Here is a 19590-nt window from a genome sequence, read left to right as displayed (position 1 = left end):
AATTCTCTGTCAGACAATGCGGCTAACCTCCACGGTCGGCTGCAATTTGCGCTCGAACACTGAAACGCCATCAAGATCGCGCAGGGCAACAGACATCTCGCCGGTCTGCCCGTCGATGTTCACTTCGCCAAAGAACTGATAACCCGCAAAAGGCGAGGTGTTCTGTGCAGGGGGCGCCTTCTGGAACACCAGTTCCGGACCGAACGTCTTGTCCAGTACATTGGGACCGAAGCTGCCCGCATTCAGTGGCCCGGCGACGAATTCCCAGAACGGGTCGAAGTCCTGAAACACGGCACGATCCGGCTGGTAATGATGCGCGGCGCAGTAATGGACATCGGCCGTCAACCAGACACAGTCGCGAATCTTCTGCGCGCGCAGGTACGCCAGCAATTCGGCAACCTCCAGCTCGCGGCCAAGCGCCGGTCCGTCATTGCCGTTGGCGATGGCTTCCCAGCGCGCCACACCGGGGCTCACCTCGCCATCCGGTACGCCAAGGCCGATGGGCATGTCAGCAGCAATGACCTTCCATTGCGCGCGCGACGCATTGAGTTCACGCTTGAGCCAGTCAAGTTGCTCACGGCCAAGAAATGCAGTGGTAGGGCCCGGTTTTTCGGCCAGATTGGCATCATTGCCATCGCGGTAGCTGCGCATATCGAGGACAAAAACGTCGAGCATCGGACCGTAGGGAATCTTGCGATAAATGCGTCCGCCATTGTCGGCTTGCTGCAAGCGCAGCGGCGCGTACTCCAGATAAGCCTGGCGGGCACGCGAGGACAGCAGCTGGATATCCTTGACCTTGTAACGCTCATCAAGCTGCTTGCTGGGCGACCAGTTGTTGGTGACTTCGTGGTCATCCCATTGCCAGATCTGCGGCACTTCTGCGTTGAAGCGGCGCAGATTTTCATCCATCAGGTTATAGCGGTAATTGCCTCGGTACTCGTCGAGGGTCTCCGCCACCTTGCTTTTCGCCTCGGTGGTCAGGTTGCGCCAGATCCGCCCGCCTTCCGTGGTGATCTGCTCGGGCACTGGCCCGTCGGCGTAAATGGTGTCACCGCTGTGGATAAAAAAGTCCGGCAAGCGCAAGCGCATCGCCTCATAGATACGCATGCCACCAATGTCAGGGTTGATGCCGAAGCCCTGCCCCACCGTGTCGCCACTCCAGACGAAGCGGATGTCACGACGCTGTTGGGGCGTGCTGCGCAGATGGCCGAACCAGGGCTCGCTGGCGACACCGCTCTGGGCATCCTCGAACGAGACGCGGTAGAAAATCGCCTGATCGACCGGCAGCCCGCTCAACTCGACCCGCGCGGTGAAGTCGGTACGCGGATCGGCGAGCGCCGAGACCACGCGCCGTGGCTGAGTAAACATACTGCGTGTGTCCCATTCGACCACCATCCGCGAAGGCCGGTCGCTGCGGCTCCAGACCATGGCCTTGTCGCCGAGCACATCTCCGGACTGCACACCATCGACCATTTTCGGGCGGTCCTGCACCGAAGCGATCACCGCAGGCGCAAGCCCCGGCAACAGCAAACCGGCCCCCACGGCCTGGATGACACGGCGACGCTTGAGATCGAACTGGCTCACGGTTATCCCCTCGCTGACAGGCAAAAAAGTACCGTAGCAGGGGAATGTTGGCGCTGTATGACAACACAGGGCCGGAATAACGCACCTGACGCCAAAAACCTTCAGCGCTCGCTAGCTGTTAAACTCCCGCGCCTTATTCCAGTCCGAGGCGCTTAGCATGTCTTCCTTGAATCAGGCGCTCAGCGTCGCCCTCGATAATCGTCAATCGTTGCTGGACGAACTGCATCAGCAGGGCACGGACTGCTATCGGCTGTTTCACGGCAGTCAGGAAGGCGCCAGCGGGCTGACCATCGACCGCTACGGCCCGCAGTTGCTGGTACAAAGCTTCCACACCCGCCTGGATCGCGATGCATTGCTTGCGCTGCACGAGCAAGTCAACACACGACTGGGCATGGAAACGCTGCTGGTCTATAACGATCGCTCGCAAGGCAACTCACGCGTGGATCGCCAGGATACGGTCTACAAGGCTGACGAAGCGGCGCTGGCCGACCATATCGGGCATGAGTGGGGGCTCAACTATCGGGTCCGTGGCCGACATGCGGGCCAAGACCCGTTGTTGTTTCTGGACCTGCGCAACACGCGTGGCTGGGTCAAACAGCACAGCGCCGGCAAAAGCGTGCTAAACCTGTTCGCCTATACCTGCGGCGTCGGTCTCAGTGCTGCGGCCGGTGGCGCGAGTGAAGTGTGCAATCTGGACTTCGCCGAAGGCAATCTGGCGGTGGGTCGCGAGAATGGCGCGCTCAATCCGCAACTGCCGCCGATGCAATTCATCCAGTCGGATTATTTTCCGGCAATCCGTCAGTTGGCCGGGCTGCCCATTGCCGCACGCCGCAGCCAGCAATTGCCCAGCTACGTAAAACTGCAACAGCGCCAGTATGATCTGGTCCTGCTTGACCCACCTGCCTGGGCCAAAAGTGCGTTCGGCACCGTTGACCTGTTGCGCGACTATCAAAGCCTGCTCAAGCCGGCGCTGTTGACGACGGCAGACGGCGGCGTGCTGGTCTGCTGCAACAATCTTGCGAAGGTCAGCATGCAGGACTGGCGTGAGCAGGTATTACGCTGTGCCACCAAGGCTGGACGCCCGGTACGCGACTGCCAGGAGATGCTTCCTGCCAAGGACTTCCCGTCTCTGGATAATCAGCCACCCCTGAAAACGCTGATCCTGCAACTCTGATCCGGCGGCTGGTATCGCAAAGCACTATCGGAAAGTTCCTACGAGCGGCGACGGCAGTGCCTTGGGAACCGAACAGGCATGCCATACTCCAAGGGCTTCCAAAAGAGAGAGACGCCGCTGCCCATGTCCAGAGGATTGAAACGCACACTTGGCTCCTTGCTGACTGTGATCGTGCTCTACAGCTTGCTGGGGTTCTTCATTCTTCCCGGTGTCGCTCTGCGGATCGCCAATCAGCAATTGGCCAATTACGCCACCGTGCCGGCGAAGCTTGAACGCCTGGAATTCAATCCCTACACGCTGGAGCTGACGCTCTGGGGCCTGAACATCGGCACGCCGGGCAAGGAACAGGTCGCGTTTGAAAAGCTTTATGCCAACCTGCAAATCAACAGCCTGTGGACACGGGCCCTGCACCTGCAACGCATCGAGCTGATCAAACCCAAGACCGAGCTGTTGTTCGACAAGCAAGGCAAGCTCAATCTGGCGCAACTGTTCAAGCTGCCAGCCAGCGAACCTGCCAAGGACGAACCACCCGGCAAGCCGTTCCCGCTGCGTATCGACGAAATAAAACTGGCCGATGGCTATGTTCACTTTCAGGATATGCGCCCAAGCCAGCCCATCGAATTTCTCTACGACACACTCAATTTCGAACTCAAGAACCTCAGCACATTACCCGAAGACAATGCCGACATGACGCTGGTCGCGGCAGGTCCGGATGGCGGGCAGATCGACTGGGTCGGCCGTATCAGCCTGATACCGATCACTTCAGAAGGGACGCTGAAAGTCACCGACAGCAAGATGAAGCTGTGGTGGCCTTACGTGCGTGATGCGTTGCCGCTGGCGCTTGAGGATGGCGTACTGAATTTCAGCACGGCCTACACACTGAATCTGGCCAAGGAAACCGAGCTGAAGCTGACCAATGTGTCGGCCAGTGTCGCGCCCTTCGCGTTGAACACGCCAGACGGTCGCCCTCTGGTACGCCTGCAACGCCTGGACGTGAGCGAAACATCAGTCGATCTGGCAAAGCAGCTGGTGACCGTAGGCAAGATCCGCAGCCAGAAACTGGAAACCTGGGCAGCGCGCGAAGCCGACGGGCAACTCGACTGGCAGAAACTATTCGCCAGCCAACCGGGCAAGCCAGCGGCAGCGCAAACACCGGCCGTGGACGACAAGGCGGCTGAACCGGCACCCACGACCGACGCCTCTGCCAAAGCCAGCGCCAAGCCCGCCACGCAAAGCACGCCATGGCAGGTGCTGCTGCGAGATGTGCAGCTGCGCAATTACATGGTCCACCTGGCAGATCGCGTACCTAAAGAGCCTGTTGCTCTGGATGTTGGCCCGCTGAATCTGGACATCCAGAATTTCGACAGCCTGAACAAATCCCCCTTCACGCTCAAGCTTGATACCGGGCTGGGCAAACAGGGCAACCTCACTGCAGCCGGCGATGTGAACCTCAACCCAGTCAGTGCACAACTTAACGTAACTACCCGCGACATCGACCTGCGCCTCGCCCAAGCCTACATCAGCCCGTTCATTCGTCTGGAAATGCGCAGCGGCATGCTGGGCAGCGATCTGGCGGTCAACCTGAAAAGCACCGAACCGCTGGCGTTCAGCGTTACCGGCAAAGCGCAGGTCAATCAGCTTCACACACTCGACACGCTCAAACAGCGCGACTTCCTGAAGTGGCAGCAACTGCAACTCGAAGGGCTGGACTACCAGCACGGCACGGGCCTTTCGATTGCCAAAGTCAACATGGATCAGCCTTACGCACGCTTCATGATCAATGAAGACCGGACCACCAATGTCGACGATCTGCTGATTCCGCAGCCTGATGACAAGACCGCATCGCAGCCAAAAACAGCCAGAACACAGCCCAAGGCCAAGGCAGATAACCCTCTGGCGATCTACGTCGGCGAAGTGAATATCAAGGATGGCTCGGCAAACTTTGCCGACATGACCCTGACCCCCAACTTTGCCACCGCCGTGCAGCAGCTCAATGGTCGTATCGGCACCATCGACAACCGCAAGGCGACACCGGCACCCGTGGACATCCAGGGCAAGGTCGATCGCTACGCGCCTGTGACCATCAAAGGCAGCCTCAACCCGTTCGACCCGATGGCCAGCCTGGATATCACTACCAGCTTCAAGCGTGTCGAGCTGACCAACCTGACTCCCTACTCCGGCAAGTTCGCCGGTTTCAGGATCCGCAAGGGCAGGCTCAATCTCGACCTGCACTACCTGATCACCAAAGGTCAGCTCAAGGCGCAGAACAAGGTGCTGGTTGAGCAGTTGCAACTGGGTGAGCGTGTCGACAGCCCGGATGCGCTGGACCTGCCTATCCGTCTGGCGGTCGCGCTGCTCAAGGATACGCAGGGACGAATTTCTCTGGAGCTGCCGATCGAGGGCGACCTGAACAACCCGCAGTTCAGCGTGATGCCAATTGTCTGGCAAACCCTGCGCAATCTTGTGCTGCGTGCTGCGCAGGCTCCGTTCAAGATGCTCGGCGGGCTGGTCGCCGGTGGAAGCTCCGAGGATCTCGGCAGCGTGAGTTTCGCGCCGGGCTCCAGTGATTTGTCGGCCGAGGCGCAAAGCGCCCTGGACAAGCTCTCGGTGGCGCTCAAGGAGCGCCCGGACCTGAAGCTGGAGATCGAAGGCACTAGCGCTGCCAGCAGTGACGGTCCTCTGATCGCCCAACAGCGGCTGGAGCGGGAATACCAGTACACCTATTACAAGATCCTCCAGCGACGCGGCGACAAGGTTCCGGCCAGGGCCGGGTTGATACAAGTCCCGGAAGATGAAAAAGCTCCTATGCTTGAAGGTATCTACCGCACACGCCTGAAACAGCAACCGCCTGCCGAATGGGCAAACCTGGGCAAGGAACAACGTGCAAGCCAGATGCGTGCCGCCGTGCTCAAGTTCTGGAGCAGCAATGAAGTATTGCTGCGTGAGCTGGGCCAGGGCAGAGCCAGCAGCATCAAGGACTACCTGGTAGACAAGGGCAAACTGGAAGACGCCCGTGTGTACTTCGTCGACGCCCACCTGGGTCAGGCCCAGCCAGATGGTAAAGTCATCAGCCCCCTCCACCTCGACAGTGAATGAAGCCTTGGCACGTACCCGAATCAAACTGCTGATCAACCTGACCCTCGCCACCCTGGCCGGGTCAGTTGCCACCTCGTCATATGCCACGTCAACCCTGCGCTGTGGTAACCAGCTGGTCAGCACGGGGGACCGGGCATTCGAAGTGCAGCAGAAATGCGGAGAGCCTGTAAGCCAGGAAGTGCTGGGCACTCAGGAGACCTTCAATAGTAACTACCGAAGGTCCGAAGCCGTGAGAATCGAGGAATGGATCTACGGACCTGATAACGGCATGTATCAGTACCTGCGCTTCGAAGGGGGTCGCCTGGTGAGGATTGAAAGCAAGCGTCGCACCTGACTCTCCCAAGCGTCTGTTTGTCACCGTCATAGAAAAGGCCCCGACTCTTCAGTCGGGGCCTTTAATGGCTACATCCTTGTAGCCTCGCATGAACTTTCCATCAATCAATGACTGCGGCTGTTCATGGGCAGTATTCGATTACTCGGCTTTCAGGCCAGCAGCCGATACGTCTTTAACACCTTTGATTTTCTTGGTGATAGCGACGGCGGTGTTTTTCTGAGCTTCGGTAACTTTTACCATGGAGGACAGGGAAACCACACCTTTGTTGGTCTCAACCTTGATGTCCGAACCTGGGATGCCTTTCTCGGTCAGCAGGTCAGCTTTGACTTTGGTGGTGATCCAGGTGTCCGAAGTATCTTCTTTGACTTCTTGAGTAGTGGTGTTAGCTGCCAGAACCATTGGCGCTTGAGCCGAGGTCTGTGCGAAAGCAGCGTTGGCCATGGTCAGAGTCAGGGCAGTAGCGGTAGCAGCGGCAATAGCGAACTTCTTCATACGATAACTCCTGTTTTTCTCAAAATCTGCACCAGCGTGTGGTGGCAGGGTTAACAGGTATATCGCAAGCGGTGTGCCAAAAACCAAATATACTAAAAATCCTTTAAAATCATATAGTTGAGTTTTTTCATTTTTAACCGGGTCGTGCAGTTTGCCCGTTCGTCACTAATCGGGCTTGCAAGATGCATGTTTGCACCGAGCAGTTTGCATGCCCCGTTTGTAACCCTCTAATTGCGCTCATAAAAAAAGGACTCCGAAGAGTCCTTTTTCACATGCCGCTCAGATCAATCAGACGCCCGACGCCTTCGCTGCCGCTACGTCTTTGATCGACAGCTTGATACGACCGCGGTTGTCCACGTCCAGTACCAGCACTTCGACTTCCTGACCTTCCTTGAGGATATCGGTCACTTTCTCTACGCGAGCATCGCTCAGCATCGAGATGTGAACCAGACCGTCCTTGCCCGGCAGGATGTTGACGAACGCGCCGAAATCGACGATGCGCTCAACCTTACCGACGTAGATCTTGCCGATCTCGGCTTCTGCGGTAATGCCCAGAACGCGCTGACGTGCTGCCTCAGCCGCTTCCTTGGACTCGCCGAAGATCTTGATCGAGCCGTCGTCTTCGATGTCGATCGAAGCCTTGGTCTCTTCGCAGATAGCACGGATGGTTGCACCACCCTTGCCGATCACGTCACGGATCTTGTCGGTGTCGATCTTCATCGCGATCATGGTCGGAGCGTTGGCCGACAGTTCGTTACGCGACTGACCGATGATCTGGTTCATCTGACCGAGGATGTTCAGGCGAGCTTCCAGGGCCTGACCCAGGGCGATCTCCATGATTTCTTCGGTGATGCCTTTGATCTTGATGTCCATCTGCAGCGCGGTAACACCTTTGGAGGTACCTGCTACCTTGAAGTCCATGTCGCCCAGGTGATCTTCGTCACCCAGGATGTCGGTCAGAATGGCGAACTTCTCGCCTTCCTTGACCAGACCCATGGCGATACCGGCAACCGGTGCCTTCATCGGAACACCAGCGTCCATCAGTGCCAGGGAAGCGCCGCAGACCGAAGCCATGGAGCTGGAACCGTTGGACTCGGTGATTTCCGACACGACACGGATGGTGTACGGGAACACGTCGGCGCCTGGCAGCATGGCCTGAACGCTGCGACGGGCCAGACGGCCGTGGCCGATTTCACGACGGCCCGCGCCGCCCATGCGACCACACTCGCCCACCGAGAACGGAGGGAAGTTGTAGTGCAGCATGAAGGGGTCTTTTTTCTCGCCTTCAAGGGTGTCGAGCAGCTGTGCGTCGCGCGCGGTACCCAGCGTTGCAACAACCAGCGCCTGAGTTTCGCCACGGGTGAACAGTGCCGAACCGTGAGTCTTCGGCAGAACGCCGACTTCGATATTCAGAGGGCGAACGGTGCGAGTGTCGCGACCATCGATACGCGGCTTGCCGTTGACGATGTTTTCGCGAACGGTGCGGTATTCGATTTCACCGAAAGCAGCTTTGACTTCGCTGGCAGACGGGCTGCCTTCTTCAACAGCCAGCTTGGCAACGACCTGATCTTTCAGCTCGCCCAGACGCGCATAGCGGTCGGCTTTGACAGTGATGGTGTAAGCCTGGGAGATCGCGTCGCCGAACTCGGCACGGATAGCGCCCAGCAGTGCGGTGGCTTCAGGCTTTGGCTGCCAGTCCCAGACAGGCTTGGCGGCTTCTGCAGCCAGTTCCTTGATGGCGTTGATCACCACCTGGAATTCGTCATGGGCGAACAGCACAGCGCCCAGCATCTGGTCTTCGGTCAGCTCTTTGGCTTCGGATTCAACCATCAGAACGGCTTCGGAAGTACCGGCTACGACCATGTCCAGGCTCGAAGCCTGCAGTTGCTCGTAAGTCGGGTTCAGCAGGTAGCCGGTGCTTTCGTGGAAAGCAACGCGCGCAGCACCGACCGGACCGTCGAACGGAATACCGGAGATGGCCAGTGCAGCCGAAGTACCGATCATCGCAGCGATGTCCGGATCGATTTTCTTGCTGGTGGAGACGACGGTGCAGACAACCTGCACTTCGTTCATGAAGCCTTCTGGAAACAACGGGCGGATCGGACGGTCGATCAGGCGCGAGGTCAGGGTTTCTTTCTCGGAAGGGCGGCCTTCACGCTTGAAGAAACCACCAGGAATCTTGCCGGCAGCGTAGGTTTTTTCCTGATAGTGCACGGACAGAGGGAAGAAGCCTTTGCCAGCGTCAGCCTGTTTGGCGCCGACCACAGTCACGAGTACGCTGACGTCGTCGTCAACGGTGACCAATACTGCGCCAGAGGCTTGACGGGCGATACGGCCTGTCTCGAGGGTTACGGTCGATTGACCGAACTGAAACTTTTTGATTACCGGGTTCACGGTTTCCTACCTTTCTTTGTGGCTCTTGGGGAACTGGTTTCTTGCGAATTCTTGGGCAGCGTGGGGAATCGGCCCCTTCCACAGTCCAGATAAAACTTGAGGCTGGGAGCCTGCCAGAACCACCGGGAAAACCCGACGGATCGTGACAGACAACCAACCTCTAGCAACGTCGTTATTAGCGACGCAGACCCAGACGACCGATCAGGGCGCTGTAACGGCTAACGTCCTTACCTTTCAGGTAATCCAGCAGCTTGCGACGCTGGTTTACCATACGGATCAGACCACGACGCGAGTGGTGGTCCTTACCGTTGGCCTTGAAGTGGCCTTGCAGTTTGTTGATGTTGGCGGTCAGCAGTGCAACTTGCACTTCTGGCGAACCAGTATCACCAACAGCTTGCTGGTAGTCGGTTACGATCTGAGCTTTTTCTTCAACGCTGAGTGCCATGTGGGCAATCCTTTTGTTCAAGGAAGCGCTTCCGGAGAAACGTTTCCAACAGGCCGAGGACAGATCCTCGTATTAAAAAAGGAGGTATGACCGTGCCTGTTGACAGCCATCCTCGTTCCACCCCGCTCGCAGGCTAGCCTGCGGACGGACTGGTTCCGGTCACTCTGACCGAATCAATCGACGCGGCGCAATACGCCCGTCTTCGCCGACTTCACCGATACCGATGAAGCGACCTTCGTGATCCTGCACACGAACCATACCGAATTTCGGTGCGTCCGGCGCGCGCACTGGCTGCCCGTGCAACCAGTAAAACGAGCTGTGCTCCGAAAACTTCAGCAGCGGCCAGTCCAGCAGACCGCTGTCCGATGGCATCAGGAAGCGGTCAACCGCCTCATTGCCGCCGTCGGCATGCACTTGCTCCAGCTCTTCCAGCGTAACCGTCTGAGCCAGCGTGAAAGGCCCCGCCTGAGTACGGCGCAGCTCTGCGACGTAAGCACCACAACCGAGCTTTTCACCAATATCCTCGACCAGCGTACGGATATAGGTGCCTTTGCTGCAATCGACGGACAGACGTGCTGTGACGCCTTCGCAAGCAAGTAATTCCAGGCGCGCAATAGTAACAGAACGGGGCTCGCGCTCCACTACTTCCCCTGCACGTGCCAGCTTGTAAAGTGGCTGGCCATCACGCTTGAGGGCCGAGTACATGGGAGGTATCTGGCTGATTTGCCCACGAAAATGCGGCAACACCGCTTCAATATCGTCGCGACCAACGGTCACCGGACGCGTGAGCAAAACCTCGCCCTCAGAGTCGGCGGTCGTGGTGGTTTTGCCCAACTGCGCCAGAGTCTCGTAGGACTTGTCCGAATCGAGCAGGTATTGGGAAAACTTGGTCGCTTCGCCAAAGCACAACGGCAAAACACCCGTTGCCAGAGGATCAAGACTGCCCGTATGCCCGGCTTTCTCGGCATTGAGCAGCCAGCGAACCTTTTGCAAAGCGGCGTTGGAAGTGAAACCCAGTGGCTTGTCGAGCAGGATGATCCCGCTGACGTTGCGGCGTATACGCTTGACCTGAGCCACTCTTTATTCCTCGGTACTTTCAGGCTTTGCATCTGGCGATGCCGAGCCTTCCTGATGCTGACCGTCCTGTGCCACTGCACGCTCGATCAGTGCCGAGAGATGCGCACCACGCACGACGCTTTCGTCGTAATGGAAATGCAGTTGAGGCACGCTGCGCAGCTTCATTTCGCGTGCCAGCTGCATGCGCAGGAAGCCTGCGGCAGAGTTGAGCACCTTGATGGTCTGTGCGATCTCTTCCGCGCTGTCCTGGCCCATGACGGTCATGAAAATCTTCGCATGACCCACGTCACGGCTGACGTCTACGGCGGTGATAGTGACCAGACCCACGCGTGGGTCCTTGATTTCGCGACGGATCAGTTGCGCCAGTTCGCGCTGCATCTGATCGCCAATACGTTGGGTACGGCTGTATTCTTTTGCCATGCTTGTTACCTGTTACTGATCCGGGACCAAACCCTGACAGTCTGAAAGCGGCAAACGCCCGGCCTGACAATTGCCAGACCGGGCGTTGCGTTTAGAGCCCATGGGAGAAGCAGGGCATTTGCATGCGAAGCTCCCACCATGACTCCTGAAGCTCGCGATTTAGAGGCTGCGAGCCACTTGGACCTTCTCGAAGACTTCGATCTTGTCACCGACCTTGACGTCGTTGTAGCTCTTGACGCCGATACCGCATTCCATGCCTGCACGTACTTCGGCAGCGTCGTCCTTGAAGCGGCGCAGGGATTCCAGCTCGCCTTCAAAGATAACGATGTCTTCGCGCAGAACACGAATCGGACGGTTACGGTAGACAGTGCCTTCCAGAACCATACAGCCTGCGATCGCGCCGAATTTCGGCGAACGGAACACATCGCGGACTTCGGCAATACCCAGGATATTCTCCCGGACGTCGCTGCCAAGCATACCGGTAAGGGCTTTCTTGACGTCTTCGATGATGTCGTAGATCACGTTGTAGTAACGCATATCCAGACCTTCCTGCTCGACAATCTTGCGCGCGCCAGCATCGGCACGCACGTTGAAGCCAAACAGTACAGCGTTGGAGGCCAGTGCCAGGTTGGCGTCGCTCTCGGTGATACCACCGACACCGCCACCGACTACGCGCACTTGCACTTCGTCGTTACCCAGGCCGCCGAGGGCGCCCTGCAATGCTTCCAGAGAACCGCGGACGTCGGATTTGAGGACGATGTTAAGCGTCTTCTTCTCTTCCTGCCCCATGTTCTCGAAGATGTTCTCCAGCTTGCCGGCATGAGCGCGAGCCAGTTTGACCTCGCGGAACTTGCCCTGGCGGAACAGCGCGACTTCGCGGGCTTTCTTCTCGTCAGCCAGCACCGACATCTCGTCGCCAGCATCCGGAGTACCGTCAAGACCCAGGATTTCGACCGGGATCGAAGGACCTGCTTCTTTGACCGGCTTGCCGTTCTCGTCGAGCATGGCGCGGATGCGGCCGAAGTTCGAACCGACCAGAACCATGTCGCCCTGACGCAGCGTACCGTCCTGAACCAGAACAGTAGCGACCGGACCACGGCCCTTGTCCAGACGGGACTCGACAACAACACCACGACCCGGGGCCGACGGGGTTGCCTTGAGTTCCAGAACTTCGGCTTGCAGCAGAACAGCTTCCAGCAGCTCGTCAACGCCAGTACCCATTTTCGCGGATACCGAAACGAAAGGCGTATCACCGCCCCACTCTTCGGACGTCACGCCATGGACCGACAGCTCGCTGCGGATACGATCGAGGTCAGCACCAGGCTTGTCGATCTTGTTCACCGCTACAACCAGCGGAACGCCAGCCGCAACAGCGTGCTGAACAGCTTCGATGGTCTGCGGCATCACACCGTCGTCAGCTGCAACCACCAGAATCACGATATCCGTTGCCTTGGCACCACGGGCACGCATCGCGGTAAACGCAGCGTGACCAGGGGTGTCGAGGAACGTGACCATGCCGCGTTCGGTTTCAACGTGGTAGGCACCGATGTGCTGGGTGATGCCGCCGGCTTCGCCAGCTGCAACCTTGGCACGACGAATGTAGTCGAGCAGCGAGGTCTTACCGTGGTCGACGTGGCCCATTACGGTCACAACCGGTGCACGGGAGAACGACTCACCTTCGAACTTCAGCGATTCGGCCAGGGAATCTTCCAGGGCGTTGTCGCTGACCAGCGTGACCTTGTGGCCCAGCTCTTCGGCGATCAACTGGGCAGTTTCCTGATCCAGTACCTGGTTGATGGTCACCGGAGTGCCCATCTTGAACATGAACTTGATGACTTCAGCAGCCTTGACCGACATCTGTGCCGACAATTCGCCGACAGTGATGGTCTCGCCGATGGCAACGTCACGGATCACAGGGCCGGTAGGGCTCTGGAAACCATGTGCATTGCGCTTCTTCAGCTTGGACTTGCCGCGACCACCACGACGGAAGCTGTCGCTTTCTTCGTCGGTAGTACGAGGAGCAACGCGAGGGGCCGGAGCCTTCTCCTTGACCGAAGCGCGATGCGGAGCGTTTTTACGCTCCCCGTCGCCGCCGCGGGCATTGCGGTCGTCAGCACGAGGCTTGTCAGGGCGACGCTGTTCGTCACGCTTGCGAGCGTCAGCAGACGGCGCTGCGCTGGCAGGTGCCGGAGCAGCCGCTGCTGGTGCTGGCGCTTCACGCACGGGCTCGGCTGCAGCAACAGGTTGCTCAGGTGCCGAAGCAGGCTGGCCGGCGGCAGGCTGATTGCGCGCATCTTCTTCAGCGCGACGCTTGGCTTCTTCTTCAGCCTTTTGACGAGCGGCATTTTCTACCGCACGGCGTTCGTCCATCTCGCGCTTGCGCTCGGCTTCGATCTCTTCCGGGCTACGCTGCACAAAGACTTTCTTCTTGCGCACTTCAACGCTGATGCTCTTGCTGCCAGCAACGCGCAGGGTGCTGGTGGTCTTGCGCTGCAAGGTAATCTTGCGAGGCTCTTCCACCTTGGCCTTGTGACCGCTTTTCAGGTGCGTCAACAAGGCTTGTTTTTCGTTATCGGTCACAACTTGCTCGGCGGCGGTGTGCGGCAGACCTGCCTCACGCATCTGCTGTAACAGGCGCTCTACCGGTGTGTCGACCACTTTGGCCAGTTCTTTCACCGTGACTTGCGTCATGCACTTCTCTCCTCAGGCCGCGCCCAATTACTCGAACCAGTGGGCTCGGGCGGCCATGATCAACTTGCCGGCACGATCATCGTCAATGCCGTCGATGTCGAGCAGGTCATCTATAGACTGCTCGGCCAGGTCTTCGCGGGTAATTACGCCGCGCACCGCCAGTTCCATCGCCAAATCCTTGTCCATACCCTCAAGCGAGAGCAGGTCTTCGGCCGGATGGGCGTCTGCCAGCTTTTCCTCTGTAGCGATGGCTTTAGTCAACAAACGATCCTTGGCACGAGCGCGAAGCTCGTTGACGATTTCTTCGTCAAAGCCGTCGATGTTGAGCATTTCTTCCAACGGTACGTAGGCAATCTCTTCCAGGCTGGTGAAGCCTTCATCAACCAGCACCTGTGCCAATTCTTCATCGACTTCGAGTTCTTCGATGAAATTGCGCAGGATGTCACCGGTTTCAGCTTGCTGCTTGGCCTGGATGTCCGATTCGGTCATTACGTTCAGGGTCCAGCCAGTCAGCTGACTTGCCAGACGCACGTTCTGACCGCCACGACCAATAGCCTGGGCCAGGTTGTCCGCTCCCACTGCGATATCCATTGCATGCGCGTCTTCATCTACGATGATTGCCGCTACTTCTGCAGGAGACATTGCATTGATCACGAACTGCGCCGGGTTATCGTCCCAAAGAACGATATCCACACGCTCGCCACCCAGCTCGCCGGAAACAGCCTGAACTCGCGAACCGCGCATGCCGATACAGGCACCTTGCGGATCGATTCGTTTATCCTTGGAGCGAACAGCGATTTTCGCACGAGAACCCGGGTCACGGGAGGCAGCCATCACCTCGATGAGACCTTCGGCAATTTCCGGCACTTCAATGCGGAAAAGCTCGATCAGCATTTCTGGCGCAGTACGCGACAGGATCAGCTGAGGACCACGGTTTTCGGTACGAATTTCCTTCAGCAAAGCACGGACGCGAACACCGACCCGGAAAGTTTCCCGGGAAATGATGTCTTCACGAGCCAGCAAGGCTTCGGCATTGTTACCCAGGTCAACGATGACATTGTCACGTGTAACCTTTTTAACAGTACCAGAAATGATTTCACCCAGACGCTCACGGTAGGCATCGACTACCTGAGCACGCTCGGCTTCACGAACTTTCTGCACAATGACTTGCTTGGCGGTCTGTGCGGCGATACGACCGAATTCGATGGAATCGATTTTCTCTTCGATCAGGTCGCCCGCAACGGCACCTGGCTTCTTGACTTGAGCCTGGTCTACGGCCAATTCGTACGCAGGATCGTCCAGATCTTCGTCTTCGACAACCGTCCAGCGACGGAAAGTCTCGTAGTTGCCTGTCTGGCGATTGATCTCTACACGCAGTTCTACTTCATCTTCAAAACGTTTCTTGGTAGCGGTGGCAAGAGCCAGCTCCAGCGCTTCAAAAATTACACTTGCCGGAACGCCCTTTTCATTGGACACCGACTCAACAACCAGCAGTACTTCTTTGCTCATCGTACGCCTCGCCTTTCGCAAGCCATTGGATCCGCGGGATCCGCAGTAACCGGCACGTCTCAGTCAAACGTGGGAATAATGTTGGCCTTGTCGATCATGTCGATCGGCAACAGGAATTCATGGTCTTCAACCTGCACCACGACATCCTGCTCCTCCACCCCGCGGAGAAGGCCTTGAAAGTTGCGTCGACCTTCGAAAGGTGAACGCAGCTTTATTTTCACTTGTTCCCCGGCGTACGAAGCAAACTGCTCAATAGTGAACAGCGGGCGCTCCATGCCAGGAGACGATACTTCAAGGGTGTATTCAGTGCTGATCGGATCTTCTACGTCCAATACACCGCTGATCTGGCGACTTACGATTGCGCAGTCGTCGACCAGCACACCACCTTCCTTGTCAATATAAATGCGCAGCACCGAATGCTTGCCCTGGGAACTGAAATCGATCCCCCAGCATTGATAGCCAAGGGCCACGACCACCGGGGCCAACAAGTCCTGCAACTGTTCTAGCTTGCTCGACACCTGAACCCCCTCGTGCATGCTTTAGAAATAAAAAAATGGGCAAAAGCCCATCCCTGAAAACGCCGCTGAACATCGACGTCATGTACTGTCCAGCTAACAAAAAGCCCCTTAAAAGGGGCTCCGCTAAAACTGGTTGCGGGGGCTGGATTTGAACCAACGACCTTCGGGTTATGAGCCCGACGAGCTACCAAACTGCTCCACCCCGCGACAAAGCTGGGGCGGAAGTATACGACCGATCCATTGCTGGGTCAATCCAACATCCACCTACAAGAAAGCCCGCTAATGCGGGCTCCCTTGTTAATTGGTACCGAGAAGGGGACTCGAACCCCTACACCCATTGGGCACAACCACCTCAAGGTTGCGTGTCTACCAATTCCACCACCTCGGCATTACAACTCTTTGGCGACCTCACGAAACATCGCCGAATTCTTTTTTACTTCTTCTCTGGGGCTTGAGGTACGTCAGCTGGAACAACGGCTGGCTTTTGCCCTTCGAGAACCGGTACATCATCTGCTGCCGGCTTTTGCTTCACTTCCAGCACTGCGGGATCTGGCAAACCTACCTGAGTCAGCTGTTGAGCTTTCTCTTTAGCAAAGTAACCTAACCCCAAGCTGGTTATGAAAAAACATGCTGCAAGTATAGCAGTAAACTTACTGAGAAAGGTAGAGGTTCCTTGACCTCCGAAGACAGTATTTGATGCACCTGCTCCGAACGACGCACCGGCGTCAGCACCTTTACCCTGTTGCAGCAATACCAGAGCAACAACGCCCAGAGCGCCCAACAGGTGAAAAACGATTACGACTGTTTCCAGCATTTTTTCAGTTTCCCGCGGCGCGACAGATCGCACCGAACTCATCTGCATTCAGGGAAGCTCCACCAATGAGCCCCCCATCGATATCCGGCATGCTGAAGAGCTCGACCGCATTGGCCGCCTTCACGCTGCCGCCATAGAGAAGTCGCACGCCTTGTGCGACTTCGGCATTCTCTTTTGCCAGCTGCGCACGGATTGCTGCGTGCACTTCCTGCGCCTCTTGAGGCGAAGCAGTCAATCCGGTGCCAATGGCCCAGACCGGCTCGTAGGCAATTACGGCATTGATCAGTGCGCTGACGCCAAACTCGGCGATGACACTGTCCAGCTGACGCCCGACAACTTCAAGCGTCTGCCCTGCCTTGCGCTCTTCAAGCGTTTCGCCTATGCAAAGCACAGGTGTCAGCCCGCTTGCCTGGATCGCCGCAAACTTCTTGTTAAGCACATCATCCTGCTCGCCAATCAGCTGACGACGTTCGGAGTGCCCGACAAGTACCAGTTTGCAACCTGCATCAGCCAGCTGACTCGACGCGATCTCACCGGTCAGCGCGCCCTGCTCAGCCTGAATGGCTGCATCCTGCGCACCGACAATGATCGACGTTGCCTGAAGCCCTTCGATCACCTGATTGGTAAACAGACTTGCAGGCATTACGGCGATATCGACGCTGCCTGGCAACACCTGCTTGCCCAAACCCTCGATCAGCTCAGCGACGCTGGCGCGGGTACCGTGCATTTTCCAGTTACCAGCTACCATTGGGCGACGCATGCTACACCTCGTGGGTCAAAGTGGGCGCAGATGTTACCCAACACTTCCGACACTGGCAAGCCGAAATCAGGCGCAAACTTCAGCAACCAGTTTTGCGAGCTCTTCGGCGTACGATCTGACCTGGGTTTCATCCTCACCTTCGACCATCACGCGCACCAAAGGCTCTGTGCCCGACTTGCGCAGCAGTACCCTGCCCCGTCCGGCCATCTGCTCGGTAACACGCGCACAGGCTTGCTGGACCGACGGGTGCGAAACGGGATCTACACCTGAACCTGCAAAGCGCACATTGATCAGTATCTGCGGGCATTTGCGCAGCTTCAAGCGCGCTTCGGCGAGGCTGATGCCGCTGCGACGCAGGGCCAGTATTACCTGCAACGAAGCAATGATCGCATCACCGGTGGTAGCGTGCTGGAAGCACACGATATGGCCGGAGTTTTCACCGCCGATCTGCCAGTTGCGCTCAAGCAACTCGGCGATCACATAACGGTCACCGACGTTGGCGCGAACAAACGGGATGTTCTGTTCGGCCAAGGCCAGTTCAAGCCCGAGATTACTCATCAACGTGCCGACGACACCACCCTGCAAGCGTCCACGTTCATGCAGATCACGGGCAATGATGTAAAGCAGCTCGTCGCCATCGACGATGGTCCCGGTATGGTCAACCATCAACACGCGATCGCCGTCACCGTCGAAGCCAATGCCCATGTCGGCATGCTCTGCGACCACTGCCGCCTGCAATGCCTCCATGTGAGTGGAGCCGCAATTCTTGTTGATATTGAGCCCGTCAGGCTGCGCAGAAAGTACGACAACCTGCGCTCCGAGCTCACGAAAGACGTTGGGCGCTACCTTGTAGGTCGCACCATGCGCGCAGTCGATAACCACCTTGAGGCCGGCGAAATCGGTGCTGGTCGGCACGCTGCTTTTGCAGAATTCGATATAACGCCCTGCGGCATCGTTAATTCGCGAAACCTTGCCAAGATTCTCGGACTCCGCCACGGTCATCGGCGCATCGAGCAGCTCTTCGATCATCATTTCGATCTCGTCAGGCAGTTTGGTGCCCTGACCGGAGAAGAACTTGATGCCGTTGTCATAGTGCGGATTATGCGAAGCACTGATCACGATGCCTGCTTCGGCATGAAACGTACGCGTCAGGTAGGCAATGGCAGGTGTCGGCATAGGCCCCAGCAGGAGCACGTCAGCACCGGCCGCAGAGAGCCCGGCCTCAAGGGCGGATTCGAACATGTAGCCAGAGATGCGCGTGTCCTTGCCGACGAGAATCCGGCAGGCGCCCATCTTGCGAAAGGCCATGCCTGCAGCCCAACCCAGTTTCAGCATGAACTCGGGCGTAATCGGAAATTGCCCTACACGACCGCGAATGCCGTCGGTTCCGAAATATTTTCTGGTAGTCATGGATGCCCCACTGTTGTTATTCAGCTGCCTGGACAGCTGCGATCATGCGCACCACGTCAGCCGTTTCGGCGACATCGTGCACACGTAGAATTCGGGCCCCCTTGGTCATAGCCAAAGCAGCCAGGGCCAGCCCACCGGACAGACGCTGATCGACAGGTCGTCCCAGCACAGCACCGATCATACTCTTGCGCGAAACGCCAACCAGCAAAGGTTGACCGAGCGCATGCAGCGCTTCCATGTGCTTGAACAGGCTCAGATTGTGCTCCAGTGTCTTGGCAAAACCAAAGCCCGGATCAAGAATGATCTTTTGCTGATCGATTCCCGCTGCAGCACACTGATTGATGCGCTCGAGCAGGAAAGCGCCCACTTCGCCCACTAGGTCGTCGTAATACGGATCATCCTGCATGGTTCCGGGCTCACCCAGCATGTGCATGAGACACACCGGCAAACCAGTGCTTGCAGCCGCCTCAAGCGCGCCTGGCCGCTGAAGCGAGCGGACGTCATTGATAAGCCCGGCACCCAGGCCAGCTGTCGCCAGCATGACCTCAGGTGTCGACGTATCCACGGAGATGATCACATCCAGCTCGCGCGCGATGACCTCAACCACCGGCGCCACACGCTCGACCTCTTCTGACGCAGACACCGGACGCGCACCCGGGCGCGTCGACTCGCCGCCAACGTCGATCAGTGTGGCACCGGCCTGCACCATTGCCTCGGCATGACGCAAGGCAGCATCAAGCTGGCTGTAGCGGCCGCCATCGGAAAAGGAGTCCGGGGTTGCGTTGAGGATACCCATCACATGTGTATGGGCCAAATCAAGAACCCGGTTGCCGCAAGGCAACCGGGTTGGGTACAGCGCAGATGTCATGTCA

16 protein-coding genes and 2 tRNA genes are annotated in these 19590 nt (G+C 57.7%); 3 read left to right on the top strand and 15 right to left on the bottom strand.

Features of this window, described 5'->3' with window-relative positions; translation table 11 throughout:
• Positions 1-9: 9 nt before the first annotated feature.
• A complete protein-coding gene (locus RYC18_RS01950) occupies positions 10-1584 on the bottom strand; it encodes an alkaline phosphatase D family protein (protein WP_054076723.1) in 1575 nt (524 codons plus the stop codon).
• Between the two features lie 157 nt (positions 1585-1741).
• Here RYC18_RS01950 and RYC18_RS01945 point away from each other — a divergent pair, with 157 nt between their 5' ends.
• From RYC18_RS01945 to RYC18_RS01935, 3 genes are all read left to right on the top strand, one after another.
• Positions 1742-2758: a class I SAM-dependent rRNA methyltransferase gene (locus RYC18_RS01945; protein WP_316882519.1), complete on the top strand. Its 1017-nt coding sequence runs from the start codon at positions 1742-1744 to the stop codon at positions 2756-2758.
• A 123-nt stretch (positions 2759-2881) separates the two neighbouring features.
• Positions 2882-5854 carry a DUF748 domain-containing protein gene (locus tag RYC18_RS01940; RefSeq protein WP_316882517.1) on the top strand — a complete coding sequence of 991 codons (2973 nt, stop codon included), beginning with the start codon at positions 2882-2884 and terminating at the stop codon, positions 5852-5854.
• Entirely contained in the window at positions 5814-6188 is a 375-nt protein-coding gene (locus RYC18_RS01935) for a DUF2845 domain-containing protein (protein WP_316882515.1), read from the top strand. Before RYC18_RS01940 ends, RYC18_RS01935 begins: the two co-directional genes overlap by 41 nt.
• A gap of 138 nt (positions 6189-6326) precedes the next feature.
• Here the strand turns inward: RYC18_RS01935 and RYC18_RS01930 are convergent, their stop codons facing one another.
• From RYC18_RS01930 to folP, 14 genes are all read right to left on the bottom strand, one after another.
• Positions 6327-6680 carry a BON domain-containing protein gene (locus RYC18_RS01930; RefSeq protein ID WP_002555119.1) on the bottom strand — a complete coding sequence of 118 codons (354 nt, stop codon included), beginning with the start codon at positions 6678-6680 and terminating at the stop codon, positions 6327-6329.
• Between the two features lie 288 nt (positions 6681-6968).
• Positions 6969-9074, bottom strand: coding sequence for a polyribonucleotide nucleotidyltransferase (pnp, locus tag RYC18_RS01925; RefSeq protein WP_005733040.1), 2106 nt, complete (start codon positions 9072-9074; stop codon positions 6969-6971).
• A 175-nt stretch (positions 9075-9249) separates the two neighbouring features.
• Complete coding sequence (gene rpsO / locus RYC18_RS01920; RefSeq protein ID WP_002555121.1) at positions 9250-9519, bottom strand: 30S ribosomal protein S15; 270 nt, start codon at positions 9517-9519, stop codon at positions 9250-9252.
• A 159-nt stretch (positions 9520-9678) separates the two neighbouring features.
• A complete protein-coding gene (gene truB / locus RYC18_RS01915; RefSeq protein ID WP_316882509.1) occupies positions 9679-10596 on the bottom strand; it encodes a tRNA pseudouridine(55) synthase TruB in 918 nt (305 codons plus the stop codon).
• A 3-nt stretch (positions 10597-10599) separates the two neighbouring features.
• Entirely contained in the window at positions 10600-11016 is a 417-nt protein-coding gene (rbfA, locus tag RYC18_RS01910; protein ID WP_002555123.1) for a 30S ribosome-binding factor RbfA, read from the bottom strand.
• A gap of 159 nt (positions 11017-11175) precedes the next feature.
• Entirely contained in the window at positions 11176-13707 is a 2532-nt protein-coding gene (infB, locus tag RYC18_RS01905) for a translation initiation factor IF-2 (protein ID WP_005744974.1), read from the bottom strand.
• 27 nt (positions 13708-13734) lie between these two features.
• Positions 13735-15216 carry a transcription termination factor NusA gene (gene nusA / locus RYC18_RS01900; RefSeq protein WP_002555125.1) on the bottom strand — a complete coding sequence of 494 codons (1482 nt, stop codon included), beginning with the start codon at positions 15214-15216 and terminating at the stop codon, positions 13735-13737.
• 59 nt (positions 15217-15275) lie between these two features.
• Positions 15276-15734, bottom strand: coding sequence for a ribosome maturation factor RimP (gene rimP, locus RYC18_RS01895; RefSeq protein ID WP_002555126.1), 459 nt, complete (start codon positions 15732-15734; stop codon positions 15276-15278).
• A 130-nt stretch (positions 15735-15864) separates the two neighbouring features.
• A tRNA-Met gene (locus RYC18_RS01890) sits at positions 15865-15941 on the bottom strand.
• A 95-nt stretch (positions 15942-16036) separates the two neighbouring features.
• Positions 16037-16122 (bottom strand) — tRNA-Leu (locus RYC18_RS01885).
• Between the two features lie 45 nt (positions 16123-16167).
• Positions 16168-16548: a preprotein translocase subunit SecG gene (secG, locus tag RYC18_RS01880; protein WP_004656657.1), complete on the bottom strand. Its 381-nt coding sequence runs from the start codon at positions 16546-16548 to the stop codon at positions 16168-16170.
• Positions 16549-16552: 4 nt separating this feature from the next.
• Positions 16553-17308: a triose-phosphate isomerase gene (gene tpiA, locus RYC18_RS01875; protein WP_002555128.1), complete on the bottom strand. Its 756-nt coding sequence runs from the start codon at positions 17306-17308 to the stop codon at positions 16553-16555.
• 66 nt (positions 17309-17374) lie between these two features.
• Positions 17375-18718 (bottom strand): phosphoglucosamine mutase, encoded by a 1344-nt coding sequence (gene glmM / locus RYC18_RS01870; protein WP_005744973.1) that lies wholly within the window; start codon positions 18716-18718, stop codon positions 17375-17377.
• A gap of 16 nt (positions 18719-18734) precedes the next feature.
• Positions 18735-19586 (bottom strand): dihydropteroate synthase, encoded by an 852-nt coding sequence (gene folP / locus RYC18_RS01865; protein ID WP_005780924.1) that lies wholly within the window; start codon positions 19584-19586, stop codon positions 18735-18737.
• Positions 19587-19590: the final 4 nt, after the last annotated feature.

The sequence above is a fragment of the Pseudomonas syringae group sp. 247E2 genome, from assembly GCF_032587795.1.
In the GTDB taxonomy this organism is placed as follows: Bacteria; Pseudomonadota; Gammaproteobacteria; order Pseudomonadales; family Pseudomonadaceae; genus Aquipseudomonas; species Aquipseudomonas amygdali.
Note: the sequence above shows the minus strand (reverse complement) of the source record. Positions and strands in the feature narration are given on the sequence as shown.

Bases quoted from the DNA above. Each gene is read 5' to 3' on its own strand.
- glmM (WP_005744973.1), bottom strand. From the start codon at position 18,718: ATGACTACCAGAAAATATTTCGGAACCGACGGCATTCGCGGTCGTGTA.
- rpsO (WP_002555121.1), bottom strand. From the start codon at position 9,519: ATGGCACTCAGCGTTGAAGAAAAAGCTCAGATCGTAACCGACTACCAG.
- RYC18_RS01945 (WP_316882519.1), top strand. From the start codon at position 1,742: ATGTCTTCCTTGAATCAGGCGCTCAGCGTCGCCCTCGATAATCGTCAA.
- infB (WP_005744974.1), bottom strand. From the start codon at position 13,707: ATGACGCAAGTCACGGTGAAAGAACTGGCCAAAGTGGTCGACACACCG.
- folP (WP_005780924.1), bottom strand. From the start codon at position 19,586: ATGACATCTGCGCTGTACCCAACCCGGTTGCCTTGCGGCAACCGGGTT.
- secG (WP_004656657.1), bottom strand. From the start codon at position 16,548: ATGCTGGAAACAGTCGTAATCGTTTTTCACCTGTTGGGCGCTCTGGGC.
- tpiA (WP_002555128.1), bottom strand. From the start codon at position 17,308: ATGCGTCGCCCAATGGTAGCTGGTAACTGGAAAATGCACGGTACCCGC.
- RYC18_RS01935 (WP_316882515.1), top strand. From the start codon at position 5,814: ATGGTAAAGTCATCAGCCCCCTCCACCTCGACAGTGAATGAAGCCTTG.
- RYC18_RS01940 (WP_316882517.1), top strand. From the start codon at position 2,882: ATGTCCAGAGGATTGAAACGCACACTTGGCTCCTTGCTGACTGTGATC.
- nusA (WP_002555125.1), bottom strand. From the start codon at position 15,216: ATGAGCAAAGAAGTACTGCTGGTTGTTGAGTCGGTGTCCAATGAAAAG.
- RYC18_RS01930 (WP_002555119.1), bottom strand. From the start codon at position 6,680: ATGAAGAAGTTCGCTATTGCCGCTGCTACCGCTACTGCCCTGACTCTG.
- rbfA (WP_002555123.1), bottom strand. From the start codon at position 11,016: ATGGCAAAAGAATACAGCCGTACCCAACGTATTGGCGATCAGATGCAG.